At 51.3% G+C, this 13,008-nt stretch carries 11 protein-coding genes; 4 read left to right on the top strand and 7 right to left on the bottom strand.

The features are described from left to right. Positions 1–16: 16 nt before the first annotated feature. A complete protein-coding gene (gene tamL / locus ACKWCC_RS06500; protein WP_413995130.1) occupies positions 17–2,632 on the bottom strand; it encodes a translocation and assembly module lipoprotein TamL in 2,616 nt (871 codons plus the stop codon). 42 nt (positions 2,633–2,674) lie between these two features. Here tamL and ACKWCC_RS06495 point away from each other — a divergent pair, with 42 nt between their 5' ends. Beyond that, complete coding sequence (locus ACKWCC_RS06495; protein WP_413995100.1) at positions 2,675–3,382, top strand: TrmH family RNA methyltransferase; 708 nt, start codon at positions 2,675–2,677, stop codon at positions 3,380–3,382. Between the two features lie 72 nt (positions 3,383–3,454). Here ACKWCC_RS06495 and porT read toward each other — a convergent pair whose 3' ends face one another. Further along, a complete protein-coding gene (gene porT / locus ACKWCC_RS06490; RefSeq protein WP_413995099.1) occupies positions 3,455–4,162 on the bottom strand; it encodes a type IX secretion/gliding motility protein PorT/SprT in 708 nt (235 codons plus the stop codon). Positions 4,163–4,208: 46 nt separating this feature from the next. After that, the gene (ubiE, locus tag ACKWCC_RS06485) at positions 4,209–4,940 is read right to left on the bottom strand and encodes a bifunctional demethylmenaquinone methyltransferase/2-methoxy-6-polyprenyl-1,4-benzoquinol methylase UbiE (protein ID WP_413995098.1); all 732 of its coding nucleotides are present in this window, start codon (positions 4,938–4,940) and stop codon (positions 4,209–4,211) included. A 385-nt stretch (positions 4,941–5,325) separates the two neighbouring features. Between ubiE and trkA the strand changes: the two genes are divergently transcribed. Together trkA and ACKWCC_RS06475 are read left to right on the top strand one after the other, a co-directional pair. Then, the gene (gene trkA / locus ACKWCC_RS06480; protein ID WP_413995097.1) at positions 5,326–6,675 is read left to right on the top strand and encodes a Trk system potassium transporter TrkA; all 1,350 of its coding nucleotides are present in this window, start codon (positions 5,326–5,328) and stop codon (positions 6,673–6,675) included. Between the two features lies 1 nt (position 6,676). Beyond that, positions 6,677–8,170, top strand: a complete 1,494-nt coding sequence (locus ACKWCC_RS06475; protein ID WP_413995096.1) for a TrkH family potassium uptake protein — start codon at positions 6,677–6,679, stop codon at positions 8,168–8,170. 21 nt (positions 8,171–8,191) lie between these two features. On the opposite strand, the gene ACKWCC_RS06470 is transcribed toward ACKWCC_RS06475, so the two are convergent. The 3 genes from ACKWCC_RS06470 to ACKWCC_RS06460 form a co-directional block, all read right to left on the bottom strand. After that, complete coding sequence (locus ACKWCC_RS06470) at positions 8,192–8,599, bottom strand: hypothetical protein (protein ID WP_413995095.1); 408 nt, start codon at positions 8,597–8,599, stop codon at positions 8,192–8,194. 254 nt (positions 8,600–8,853) lie between these two features. Continuing rightward, positions 8,854–10,047 carry a pyridoxal phosphate-dependent aminotransferase gene (locus ACKWCC_RS06465; RefSeq protein WP_413995094.1) on the bottom strand — a complete coding sequence of 398 codons (1,194 nt, stop codon included), beginning with the start codon at positions 10,045–10,047 and terminating at the stop codon, positions 8,854–8,856. A 4-nt stretch (positions 10,048–10,051) separates the two neighbouring features. Further along, positions 10,052–11,158: a fatty acid desaturase family protein gene (locus tag ACKWCC_RS06460; protein WP_413995093.1), complete on the bottom strand. Its 1,107-nt coding sequence runs from the start codon at positions 11,156–11,158 to the stop codon at positions 10,052–10,054. Positions 11,159–11,277: 119 nt separating this feature from the next. Between ACKWCC_RS06460 and rsmG the strand changes: the two genes are divergently transcribed. Then, a complete protein-coding gene (rsmG, locus tag ACKWCC_RS06455) occupies positions 11,278–11,913 on the top strand; it encodes a 16S rRNA (guanine(527)-N(7))-methyltransferase RsmG (RefSeq protein ID WP_413995092.1) in 636 nt (211 codons plus the stop codon). A gap of 360 nt (positions 11,914–12,273) precedes the next feature. Here the strand turns inward: rsmG and ACKWCC_RS06450 are convergent, their stop codons facing one another. After that, the gene (locus tag ACKWCC_RS06450; protein WP_413995091.1) at positions 12,274–12,783 is read right to left on the bottom strand and encodes a DinB family protein; all 510 of its coding nucleotides are present in this window, start codon (positions 12,781–12,783) and stop codon (positions 12,274–12,276) included. Positions 12,784–13,008 lie beyond the last annotated feature (225 nt).

Here is a 13,008-nt window from a genome sequence, read left to right as displayed (position 1 = left end):
ACTAAAAGAATTGCACTTAAAAGGGATAGTTGATGCCAACGTTGAGCACCGGATTCCTGAAATAATCAGTGAACCAGCGTTCAGAGTGGGAGAGGGCGGGATTGTAGGTCTTAAAGCCCATGTCCAGCCTAATGATGAAATAGGTGGCATCGTAACGGAGCCCAAACCCTGTCCCCAGGGCCAGATCCTTGAGGGAAGAAATACCGTTGAAGGTGGCTTCGGGGTCCTCTACATCATCAAAGACGTTCCAAATGTTACCGGCATCCGCAAAAATGGCCCCGTTGATGTCTCCCGCAATGGGGAAACGGTACTCCAGGTTCAGGGCGATCTTAAAGTTGGCCTCATTGAAATCGTTCACGGCAGAAGTGCGCCCAGGACCCAGCGAGTAGGGAAACCAAGCGCGGTTGTCATTGGATCCACCGCCAAAGTAACTGCGTACAAAGGGAATGTTCCTTGAGTTTCCGTAGGGCACCGCAATGCCCACAAAAGATCGCGCCGCGAGCACGTTGTTTCGGGAGAGGTCCCAGTACTTCACATAGTCGAATTCCGTTTTCAGGTACTGGGAAAAGGGCACGCCAAAAACCAGTAGCTGGTTGTCATTGTTTTCATTGAAAGGGATGAGGTTGGATATGCCGGAGAGCAAATTGCCCGCACTTTCCAACCGGAGCCTAAATTGGTAAAACTGATTGTCCGCAATGCCGTTGCGGTTGTTTTTGTTAAAGGTGTAGTTGGTGGTAAAGATGAGGTTGTCCTCGGTGAGGCGGATCTCGCGCTCATTGATGCTCCGCACATCGTCAAAATCTTCTTGGGTGAGTCCGCCCGGGGAAACGGGGATGCTTCCGTTGAGCACATCGTCAATGAATCCGGTGGTTCCCGCCACAAGGCCTTCCGGGGCTTGGTTGGGAGTGGTAAGGTTGTTGTCCGCGTTAAAGTAATCGGGGTTGGCCTGGGCAATGACCCCTGGGTCCCTGGCAATATTGTTCAGTTGTTGGTAGGTGTTCTGGTACACGTTAAAGAAGCGGTTGGCGTTCACATTTCGCACAAACTGTACATTGATCAGTTCCAGGACGTTCCGGGTAAAGTCGTCCGGGGTCCAGTTGTAGCCATAGACGGTGTTAAAGGTTTGTTTGTCCAGACCTATGTTCCGCTGAAAGCTGGTGCCCAGGGCGATCCTGGTCTTGGGAAGGCTGTAGTTGGGGATGAGCTTGGTGGTGTTTATGAAGGGGAACCAAATGCGGGGAAAATCCAAGGTAATGTCGCCCCCGATCTCTGAAAAAACGCTTTCCTGAAAGATGACCGAGTTGCTCAACAGGCCAAAGGTGGCGTTGCCGGAAATGCTCAGGTTTTCGGCTCCCTTGAAGATGTTCCTGATCAAAAGGGAAGCGCCCATACCAATGCCCAGCCGCCTAATGTTGCTTCTGCTGACCTCAAAGTTGGTGCCCAGGGAGTACTTGGTCTTTGGGGCCAGGTACACCTTGTAGTTCACCTGATTGGCCGTACTGTCCTCTTCCGGGATCAGGTTGGGATACTTGAAGATGTTTAGGCTGTTCAGCTGTCTGGCGGTCCTGATCTTGTCAATGTCGCGGTAAATGCTGTCTTTTTTAAAGTAGATGGCATTGGCCAGGGTCTTTGGCTTAATGTCAAAATTGTCCGTGTAGTGAAAGGTGTAATCACCGTAGGCCACGGTTTTGGTGGCCCCCTTTCCGTTGCTGGCCAGATAGTCCGTGTACACATCAACGGAGCCTATGCGCTCCACTTTGTAGGGTTCCGTGGTTACCTCGTTTTCTCCCCGTTTTTTAAGATCGCCTATGTTCAGGGTAATGTTCATTTTACGGTCGGCCGCGGTGCTAAGGGTGTCCCGGGCAATGTCAAAGGTAATGGAGCTTTGCTGGAAATTCCGGATGCCATTGTTCCGGAAGAGCTCCGTTAAACGCTCCCTTTCGCGGTTGAACTTGGAGAGGTCAAAACGCTCTCCCGGTTTTATGAACGATTGCCGGGCATGGAGAAAGTAGAGGGAATCCACGGCCCTGGAACTGATGTCGTTCCCAATGGAGTCAATGATGAAGGGATCGCCCAGGGCAATCTCATAATTGACCTTGGCGCGCTGTTTTTTGCCGGTGGAGTCAATGACGTACTTGGTGCGGTTGTTAAAATAGCCCTGACTGTCATAATAGGCGCTGAGCCGCTCCAGGCTAAGCCGGGTACGGCTGGTGTCCAGCACCACGGGGGGCTCTCCAATGTCCTTGAGCCACTTGCCCAACCCTGCCACAAAAAAGGATTCGCCCAGCCGCTCCACCTGCTTTTCGGACAAGAGTTTGGTGAGCCTTTTTTTGCGGTTCTCCTTTTTGTTGAGCCAAACCTGGTAAAGTGAGTCCGGGTTTTCCTTGGCCAGATTGTAGAGGTTAAGGCGCAACGGATAACCCAATAAAGACGTATTGGGAGCTTGGATGATCAAACTGGCCAAATCATCGTCCTTCACCTTTACCGAGTCCACGAGAATGGTGTTCTTGGCCACCAGATACGCATCTTCCTCTACTTTTTTAAGGGTATTGCAGGAAAGAACGACCGTTGCAAGAAAGGAGAATAAGCTTAATTTAGCAATGTTGGTCCTAGAACAGAGTGCCGCCCTCATAGAATTCAAAAGTACAGTATTTGTATGGTTGTTAAAAGTGAATTGAAACTTATAAGAAGCCTTGGCCAAAAAAAGTACCGTCTGGAACACGGTCTGTTTGTGGTGGAAGGCCAAAAGGCCATATCGGAGTTCTTGGGCCGGCGCCACAAGGTGCATAAAATCTATGTCACGGATGCCTTTGCATCAGATTTTGGTGCCTACCCTGTGGTCCCGGTGACGCCCCGGCAACTGGGGCAGATGAGCCAACTTAAAAACCCCAGTGGGGCCTTGGCGGTCTTTGGCATTCCTGCCCCGGAACCCTTTTTGCCCACCGGATGGTGCCTGGCCTTGGACGGCGTGCAGGACCCCGGCAACCTGGGCACCATCATTAGGCTGTGCGATTGGTTCCAGATAGACCGGTTATTGTGCTCGCCCAACACGGTGGATTGTTACAATCCAAAAGTGTTGCAGGCCACCATGGGCTCCTTGGCCAGGGTCAAGGTGCACTACGGCCCCTTGCCCACTTTTTTTGAGGCTTGGGATGGGCCCGTTTATGGTGCTTTTATGGATGGGGCCGCGGCCCAGCGCACCGAATTTGGGGCAAAGGGGATGCTGCTAATGGGGAACGAGGGCCAGGGCATCTCCAAGGAAATGGCCAAGTGGTGCACGGCCCGGGTGGGCGTTCCGCAGTTTGGCCCCCCGACCGCGGAGAGTCTCAATGTGGCCACCGCCACGGCCATTTTACTGCATGAAGTAAGAAGGGGCCATTGAAGGGGCGCCTTCCTGTCCGGGGGGCGCGCACGGACCTTTGTTGGCCGCCCTCACTGAGGTTAAAAAGGGGTGTTACTCAAATGTGAAGTTCAAAAATAGACCGCGACTGCGCATGCCGGCTATGTTTCCGGTCCACGGGCTGTTGGGGTCGTTGTCCCTGACCAGTTCATCCGTAATGGCAAAGACACCTCGAATGGAGGGGGTGAACTTAAAGTATTCCAGGTAAAAGTCAATGCCAAAGCCCAGCTCGTAATTGTAGGTCCATTTGGTCATCCGGAAGGTGCCCGTGCTATTGTCGTCCAAATTGGTCTCGTTGCTGCCCAGATTTAGGCTCATGGAACCACCGCCCAGTAGAAAGGGTTTCCAGTTGCCAAACCGCTTGGCGCTGGCCTTGAGCAATAGGGGGAAGTTGATGTAGGTACTGGTAACTTCCCGGATGGCGTCCCGTTCTTCATCGAACCCACGAAAACCAAGGGTGCGCTGGGTATAGTGCAATCCGGGCTCAAACCTGACATCCAGGTGGTCGTTTATCCGCATTTCACCTATGAGGCCCACATTGAAGCCATAGCTCTTGCTCACCAGCACATCCGTGTCCTGGGGGCCCCGGTCCTCTTTGTAGTCGAACTTAAAATCATACTGGTTAAAGCCCAAAAAATAGCCGTAGTTGAGAAAGCGCTTGTCCTCGTTCTCCCTATTGATCACCGGATCGGGATTAAATTGGGACAGGCAGGCAACACTGGCCAGCAACGCAACAATAGAAGTGAAATACCATTTTTTCATTCACGATCTGGACTTATGGGCATTTCATTTGCATGGGCCAACGGGGCTATCCCTTTTTTGCCACATAAATGGATGCCACCCCAAGGGTCTGGGGCTTGTTAACTACCTCTATAAACCCAGTTTTGCGCAAAATATTGTTGAAGGCCTCTCCGTGGGGGAAAACAGCGGCCGATTCGCTCAGGTAGCCGTAGGCGGCATCATCTTTGGAGAACATTTTCCCTATCAGGGGCAAGATGTGCTTGGTGTAGAGTCTGTATCCTTGTTTAAATGGGGTTTTGGTGGGCACCGAGGTTTCCAGCACCACCAGACTGCCACCGGGCCTGAGCACCCTGAGAATTTCCGCCAGGCCGGTTTCCAGATTTTCAAAATTGCGAACGCCAAAGGAAACGGTCACCGCATCAAAGGTGTCTTTTTCAAAGCTCAGCTGTTCGCTGTCCCCCACCACCATCTCAATGGTCTTGTCCAACTTTTTCTGTGCTACCTTGTCCTGCCCAACGGCCAGCATGCCCGGGGAAATATCCAGTCCCACAATGCGCTTGGCCCCTGTTTTTACCAGCGCAATGGCAAGGTCGCCGGTGCCCGTGGCAATGTCCAGTATGGCCTGGGGCCTTTCTTTTTTTAGGAGGGCCACCACCCGTTTGCGCCATTTGATGTCAATACCGAAGGAAATGACACGGTTGAGCCCATCATAATTGGTGGAGATGGCGTCGAACATTTTGGTCACTTGCTCTTTCTTTCCCAGTTGGGAATCTTTGTAGGGGGTCACTTTCTTGGCCATGGGCGCAATTTTTTGGGCAAAGATACAATTTAGGGGCATACCGTCCCTGGGATCTGCCAATCCGTGGGGGAGCAAGGTGCAGTGACCGCCTTTATTACCATCTTTTCCCGTTCTTTTGGCCGCCCGGGGAGAAGAACATGGTGCTTTGTTCCTTGAAACAAGGGAAAAGGGCACGCCTTCCCAGCAAGGCCATGCTTAGGTGTTTGCCCGGGCTCCGCTCCAGAAATGGACACTTTGAACCATAAGATGTGCGTTAAAGGTGCAGTTGGTGTCCAATGCCCCTAAAATTATGTAATTTCGTACCCTATAATACGCGTGGCACCCCGATAAGGGAGCGCAGGTACAGTCCTTGCTCCCGGTATTGGCCCACCGTGTAAACAACGCAATGAAAATTATAATTGCCGGTGCTGGCGAAGTGGGTTTCCACCTGGCCAAACTCCTTTCTTACGAGTCCCAGAACATTACATTGATCGATACGGACAAGGAAAGCCTTGCCTATGCAGACAACCATTTGGACATTAGGGTGCTGCGGGGAGACGCCACCTCCGTGTCCGTGCTCCGGGATGCCCAGGTGGCCCAGTCCGAATTGGTCATCGGGGTCACGTCATCGGAGACCACCAACATCACCTTGTGCATGTTGGCCAAGCAACTGGGCTGCAAGCGCACCATAGCCCGGATCTCCAACACGGAGTTCATAGACAACAAGGATGCACTGCACTTTCCGGACCTGGGGGTGGACGAGCTCATTTCGCCCGAAGCCTTGGCGGCCACCGAAATACAATTGCTCTTGAACCGTTCTGCCTTTAACGACACCTATGAGTTCGAGGAGGGCAAGCTTACCCTGGTGGGCATTTCCCTGCCGGCCACCGCCCCCTTCATTGGGAAAATGGTAAAGGAGACCGAAAAAATATTTTCGGAGGTGCACTTCATGCCCATAGCCCTAAAGCGGGCCGGTACGCAATATACCATCATCCCCCGGGGAGACACCGTGTTCAAAGACGGAGATCAAGTCTATTTCATCACGGTAAAGGAAGGGCTGGACGAACTCTACAAACTGGCCGGCAAGAAAAAGGCAGAGATCAAGAACGTGATGATCTTGGGCGGCAGCAAGGTGGGGTACAAGACCGCGCGAGACCTCTGTGCCAAGAAGTTCAACGTGAAGCTCATTGAGCGAAACAAGGAAAAGGCCTTCGATCTTGCCGATGAGCTGCCCAATGCCTTGGTGATCAATGCCGATGGCAGCAACGTGGAACTGTTGGAAGAGGAAAGCCTGGAGTCCATGGATGCCTTCATCGCAGTGACGGGAAATTCGGAAACCAACATCATGAGTTGCCTGGTGGCCAAGTCCAAGTTCATAAAAAAGACCATTGCCTTGGTGGAGAACATGGATTATTTTCAACTTTCGCACTCCATAGGCATTGACACGCTCATCAATAAAAAACTGTTGGCGGCCAACAATATCTTTAGGCACATTAGAAGGGGAGAAGTGGTTGCCCTTACCCGCCTTAACAACCTCAACGCAGAAATTCTTGAGTTTTTGGTAAAAAAGGGCTCCAAGGTCACCGGCACCAAGATCCGTGACCTGGATTTTCCCAAGGATGCCACAGTGGGCGGGGTGGTCCGCGATGGCAAGGGGATCATTGCCCTGGGCGGATTTTGCATAGAAGAGGGCGATCGCGTGGTGGTCTGCTGCCTTCCTTCGGAAATTAAGAAAGTGGAACGCATGTTTTTGTAAGATGCATCTGAACGCCAAGGTCATATTTCATCTCATGGGGCTGTTGATGCTCTTCAATGGTGGCTTCATGCTGCTGGCCGCCTTGGTGAGCGGCTACTATGCCGATGGCGCCACGCTGGGCATTGCCATGGCGGCCATTGCCACCATGTTCTCGGGGGTCATTGCCATGTACTTTACCCGTGGGCACCGCAAGGAGGTGAAGAAGCGGGAGGGCTATATCATTGTCACCTTTGGTTGGGTGGTGATGTCCCTTTCCGGAATGCTTCCCTATCTTTTTTCCGGGGCCATCCCGTCCTTGAGCAATGCGGTGTTTGAGACCGTTTCCGGGTACACCACCACGGGCGCATCCATTTTGGAGGATATTGAGGCCATGCCCAAGGGCATCCTGTTCTGGCGCAGTCTTACCCACTGGATCGGCGGTATGGGCATCATTGTCCTGGCCATTGCCATTTTGCCGCTTTTGGGCATTGGCGGCATGCAGTTGTTCTCTGCCGAGGCACCCGGACCCAATGCGGACAAGCTGCACCCCAGGATCACGGACACGGCAAAAAGGTTGTGGCTCATTTATGTGGGCTACACCGTGGCAGAGACCTTGTTGTTGAAATTGGCCGGAATGACCCTCTTTGACGCCGCCAACCACGCCCTGGCCACCCTGAGCACCGGCGGGTTCAGCACCAAGAATGCCAGCCTGGCCCATTATAACGACCAACCGCTCATTCAATACATTGTCATTGTCTTCATGTTCTTGGCGGGCACCAATTTTGTCCTGAGCTATTTTGCCTTCAAGGGAAAGGTACAGCGGGCGCTCGCGGACGAGGAGTTTAAATATTATGCCGTTTTTATTCTGCTGGCCACCGCCGTGGCCGCCCTGGTCATATATTTCCAGGCCAACATAACCCCTGAAACCCCCGGCTACCCCATGGTGTTGGGTGCGGAGGAAAGTGCTTTTAGGCACGGTCTTTTTCAAGTGGTGGCGGTGATCACCACCACCGGTTTTGTCAGTGCCGATTTTACCGCTTGGACCCCTTTTCTCACCATTTTCTTTTTTGGGCTGTTCTTTTTGGGCGGGTCCGCGGGCTCCACGGCCGGGGGCATCAAGATCATGCGGCATATTCTGATCATTAAGAACGGGTTGTTGGAGTTTAAGCGCACCCTGCACCCCAATGCCATCATACCCGTGCGCTACAACAACAAAACCGTTACCGAGCACATTGTGTACAACGTCATTGCCTTCTTTGTGCTGTACATGCTGCTCTTTATCATAGGTGCCCTGGTGCTGGGGCTTTTTGGGTTGGACTTTGTATCGGCGATTGGTGGGGCGGCCTCCTCCCTGGGCAATGTGGGGCCGGCACTGGGAAGTCTTGATCCCGTGAGCAATTTCAATGGCCTGCCCGATGGGGCCAAATGGTGGTGCGGATTTTTGATGCTTGCCGGGCGCCTGGAACTCTTTACCGTGCTCATTCTCTTAACGCCCTACTTCTGGAAGCGGACGTAGCCGTGGCCACCGAAAAAACACCTAATGTCCATTAGATTGGTTTTGTTCCGGAGCCACAATTTCCCCCGATTTAAGCGCCATTTCATAGTCTATGCGAAAGGGCCTCATCAAACCATAGGAATTTGCTTCCACAAACACCTTGCCCCGTAAACGCCCTCGCCTGAACGTGCGTATGCGTTCCACGCCCACTTTTCTTCCGGCAATGACATTTGATGCCGAAAATTTCCCCACATTAATGAACCGGAAACCATTGGGACCGGTGGGCATGCCAATGGTAAGGCTGTCCCGCAGGGCAATGGTCTGTCCGCTTTTGGTCACGTAAGTGCCGTAACGCCCTTCCTTTTTCGGAATGTCCGCATACTTTACGTTGATCTGCCCCATACAAAATAGGGGAAACAGCAATAGGGCATACATTTTAAATCCTTCCATCTTCTTGCCTATTTTTTTGGAGGTGCACCTATACTAAGTCAGGTTCAGGGCGCCTCGGTTATGCCGAATCCACAATCAAAAAGCGTTCCTTTGTCAGAAGATAAGTGTTACTTGTTTGGGGTGGAAGCAGCGGTGGGCCGTTCCTCTTTTTGGCCACACGCTGAAGTGGTTTAAAGTTCTTGCGTTAAAGCGAAAAAGAGGGTATAAAAAAGCCCTGCCTTGGGGCAGGGCCGTGGGTGCAAGATAGGGCCATCTCAAGCGGTCAGGGCCGCTTTTATTCTTGATATCGCTTCCTCTATCTCCTTAACCGAAGCAGCATAGGAGATCCGGATACAGTCACCGTTCCCAAAAGCATCACCGGTCACGGTGGCCACATTGGCCGCTTCCAGCAGGAACATGGCAAAATCAGAAGCATTGCCAATGGTCTTGCCCTTGAGGGTCTTGCCAAAATAGGCCGATACATTGGGAAAGACGTAAAAGGCACCTTCCGGTTCGTTGCATTTAAAGCCCGGTATGCCGTTTAAGAGGTCCAAAATGAGTTTTCTGCGTTCCTTGAATTCCGTGACCATATAGGCAATGCGGTCCGGGGATTCCTCCAGTGCGGTGATCACGGCCCTTTGGGCAATGCAGTTGGCTCCGCTGGTTACCTGGCCTTGCAGTTTGTTGCAGGCCCGGGCAATATGGCTGGGGCCGCCCAGATACCCAATGCGCCATCCGGTCATGGCAAAGGCCTTGGCCACACCGTTCACGGTTACCGTGCGATCGTACATGTCACTGAACTGGGCCATGGAGGCGTGGGGCGTTACCCCATAGTTGATGTGTTCGTAGATCTCATCGCTCACCACCACGATCTGTGGGTGGTCTTGCAGCACATCTGCCAGGGCCCTCAGTTCTTCCCGGCTGTAGATCGAACCGCTGGGATTGCAGGGCGAGCTGTACCAGAGCATTTTGGTCTTTGGGGTAATGGCCTCCCTTAACTGTTGCGGGGTCATCTTAAAATCGTTCTCCAAGGTGGTGGGCACTTCCACCGGCACCCCGTCCGATAGTTTTACGATGTCGCTGTAACTTACCCAGTAGGGGCAGGGCAAAATTACCTCGTCACCGGGGTTCAGGCACACTTGGGCCACGTTGTAGAGCGATTGTTTGGCCCCGGTGGAGACCACGATCTGGGAGGGTTCGTACCGCAGTTGGTTGTCCCTTTCAAATTTGGTGATGATGGCCTTCTTCAATTCCACGTAACCGTCCACCGGGGTGTAGGCGTTGTAGTTGTCCTTCACCGCTTGTATGGCCGCATCCTTGACATAGTCCGGCGTGTTAAAATCGGGCTCCCCGAGGCTCAGCCCTATGATGTCTTTTCCCGCTGCCCTTAGTTCCCTTGCCTTGGCCGCCATTTCCAGGGTGGCCGAGGGCACAAGTTTGTTGATTTTTTCCGATAGTTGGTGGCTCATAAACTTATTGCTGATATTGTAATGAGGGTTCCTGACCCAATTCCTTTAAATGTTTAAAATGTGAAATTATGGCTTTTCTCGTGGTCTTGTACTCGTTGTAGGGCAAATTGAACTCCTTGGCCGTCTGTTTCACAATTTTGGAAATATTTGTGTAGTGCACATGGCTAATGTTGGGAAAGATATGGTGTTCCACTTGGTGGTTAAGGCCACCCGTGAACCAGTTCACCAGTTTGTTTTTGGTGCCAAAGTTTACCGTGGTGAACAATTGGTGTATGGCCCAGGTGTTCTTCATGGTACCGTGCTCATCGGGCAGGGGGGTGTCCGCTTCATCCACAATGTGGGCCAGTTGGAACACCACGCTCAGGATCACGCCGGCCACATAGTGCATCACAAAGAAGCCGATCAATATTTTCCACCAGGCAATGTCCAACAGCAACATTGGCAATACGATCCAGATGGTCACGTAAATCATCTTGGTGATGAGCAAGGTGCTCCAGTTCTTGATGGGGCTGGGCAGTTTCCCGTAAGACAGCTTTCGCTTCATATAGCGGTACATCTGTTGGAAATCTGTGGTTATGGCCCAATTGAAGGTAAGCAGCCCGTACAGGAAGACGGAATAAAGATGTTGGAACCTATGGTATTTTTTCCACTCTGCGTGCTTGGAAAAGCGCAGGATGCGGCCGGCCTCCATATCTTCATCGTGTTCGTGTATGTTGGTGTAGGTATGGTGCAGTACATTGTGCTGTACCTGCCAGTTGTAAACGTTGCCCGCCAAGATGTAGATGCTGCTTCCCATAAGCTTGTTCACCCATTTTTTGTTGGAATAGGCACCGTGGTTGCCGTCATGCATGACGTTCATGCCCACACCGGCCATGCCCACCCCCATGACAATGGTGAGCAAGAGATTGGCCCAATTGGGAAGCCCCAGGGTAAGGATCAGAAAATAGGGCGTAAGAAACAAGGCGAACATCACCACAGTTTTGAGGTGCAGGCGCCAATTGCCCGTTTTTTTGATCCCATTTTTCTTAAAGTATTCGTTTACCCTAGTATTGAGCGTCTTAAAAAACTGCGCTGGATCCTTTCGGGGAAAGCGAACGGTCTGTTGTTCCATGATCTAATCTTTTTTGTTGAATATGTGCAATTACCGTCCTACAATTTTTGACGGTGCCTTAAAAATGAAAACCTTTGCACAGGTGAATATACTATAATAATCGATATACAAAGATAACGATGACGGCCGAAAACATACTGCAATACTTTCCCAATTTAACCGAAAAGCAACAGAAACAGTTGAAATCGTTGGAATTCCTGTATAAGGATTGGAACCAAAAGATCAACGTGGTCTCCAGAAAGGACATAGATGAGCTGTATTTGAGGCACGTGCTACATTCCCTTGGCATTGCCAAGGTGCAAGCCTTCCAAGCAGGGGCAAAAGTGCTCGATGTGGGCACCGGCGGTGGCTTTCCGGGCATCCCCTTGGCCATCCTTTTTCCCGAGGTGGAGTTTACCTTGGTGGACTCCATTGGAAAGAAAATAAAGGTGGTGAACGAGGTGGTCCAGGGACTCTCCCTGCAAAACGTTGCCACCATAAACGCGAGGGTGGAAGAAATACCCGGTCAGTTCGATTTTATTGTGAGCCGTGCCGTGGCGGCAATGCCCACTTTTGTGCATTGGGTAAAGGGAAAGATAAAAAAGCAGTCGGCGCACCAACGCAAAAATGGTATCCTGTACCTAAAAGGGGGGCACTTGGAGGAAGAGCTGCAACATTATGCCAATATTGAGATCTTTGATCTGCAACAATGGTTCAAGGAAGATTTTTTTGAAACGAAAAAAGTGGTGTATTTGCCCTTAAAGTTCAAAGGCTGAGCAAGGAGTAATAATCCTTTCGGCATCGCTTGGCATAGCTTTTTAGCCGGCTCCAATAGTGCTGGTGGTAAGAAGATAGTAGGGTACCAATTTTTGTGGCCATAAAGGTCAATTTTAATTTGGCTTCTAACGAAGGTCTAAAGATTACGTTCCAATAACAATTAGTTAACGTTAAATTTACATTAAAATTGTGCCAAATCCGAAAAAATCCAATAGAACAGGGGTTTTAAGGGGATTTTGAACCTCTGGTGTATCATTGGATAGTTGCCCCACCGTGGGTTGTTTTTTTACAAGGGGCCATCATGAAGGGTGTCCCAATCTTGTGACTGTCCGTTGGTTTTTAACTTTTCAACGGCATCTTTAACGGCTCCAAGGGGGTTGTATCCCATTGGATCGGGCATAGGCTATGAGCTGCCCTTTGTGCTCGGCATTGTGCTCTATGAGGCGCAAAAGGCCTCCCATGGTGTTCATTTTGGCAAAACCGAAGTCAACCTCCGTGTCCAGTTCCCCATCCGTTACCTTGCCCACCACCTCCAAAACAAAGGCACTGGAGCGCTTAAGGGCGCTTACAATTGCTTCCTTTTCGCGGAGCTCGCGCAGTTCCATCACACGGGCATCGGCGGGCGGGGGGAAGCCCATTTTTGTGGCCAGGTAATAATTGCTCGCGGCCACGTGGGTCAGCACTTCCGCTACGGACATGATGCCCTCCGACGGGCGCCATGGGTACAGCCCTTCATCAAAGGCCTCTGCCAATTGCAAGGTGTGCTCCTGTGTCCGGGCCAAGGCCGTCTCCATGGCAGCTTGGGCCAATTGATCTTGGGCCAAAACGCCACCACTATATAACAGGGCTAAAAGAAGAATTTTTTTCATCTGTTTGTATTATTGGTTCTTATACCATTTCCCAATTGAAAATAAGCCGATAAATGGTTTCTTTTTAGGCCCTACTTCAAAATAAAAATAAGCCGTAGCTCGGCTATGCCTGATTTTTCTTTTTCGCAGGCCAAAAAAATAATTCCATTTCTATGGCTGCATTTCAAACGAGAACTGGTATAACATCTTCATTCGTCCTTAAAAGTAGGCAAAAAAAAAGGGGGT

The organism is Maribacter aquimarinus (assembly GCF_047345505.1).
Classification (GTDB): Bacteria; Bacteroidota; Bacteroidia; order Flavobacteriales; family Flavobacteriaceae; genus Maribacter.
The sequence above is the reverse complement of the archived record's forward strand: the minus strand, read 5'-3'. Positions and strand labels throughout refer to the sequence as shown.

What these genes read in the sequence shown, in the direction of transcription:
- tamL (WP_413995130.1), bottom strand. Translation starts at nt 2,632, where the DNA reads ATGAGGGCGGCACTCTGTTCTAGGACCAACATTGCTAAATTAAGCTTA.
- porT (WP_413995099.1), bottom strand. Translation starts at nt 4,162, where the DNA reads ATGAAAAAATGGTATTTCACTTCTATTGTTGCGTTGCTGGCCAGTGTT.
- ubiE (WP_413995098.1), bottom strand. Translation starts at nt 4,940, where the DNA reads ATGGCCAAGAAAGTGACCCCCTACAAAGATTCCCAACTGGGAAAGAAA.
- trkA (WP_413995097.1), top strand. Translation starts at nt 5,326, where the DNA reads ATGAAAATTATAATTGCCGGTGCTGGCGAAGTGGGTTTCCACCTGGCC.
- ACKWCC_RS06475 (WP_413995096.1), top strand. Translation starts at nt 6,677, where the DNA reads ATGCATCTGAACGCCAAGGTCATATTTCATCTCATGGGGCTGTTGATG.
- ACKWCC_RS06470 (WP_413995095.1), bottom strand. Translation starts at nt 8,599, where the DNA reads ATGGAAGGATTTAAAATGTATGCCCTATTGCTGTTTCCCCTATTTTGT.
- ACKWCC_RS06465 (WP_413995094.1), bottom strand. Translation starts at nt 10,047, where the DNA reads ATGAGCCACCAACTATCGGAAAAAATCAACAAACTTGTGCCCTCGGCC.
- ACKWCC_RS06460 (WP_413995093.1), bottom strand. Translation starts at nt 11,158, where the DNA reads ATGGAACAACAGACCGTTCGCTTTCCCCGAAAGGATCCAGCGCAGTTT.
- rsmG (WP_413995092.1), top strand. Translation starts at nt 11,278, where the DNA reads ATGACGGCCGAAAACATACTGCAATACTTTCCCAATTTAACCGAAAAG.
- ACKWCC_RS06450 (WP_413995091.1), bottom strand. Translation starts at nt 12,783, where the DNA reads ATGAAAAAAATTCTTCTTTTAGCCCTGTTATATAGTGGTGGCGTTTTG.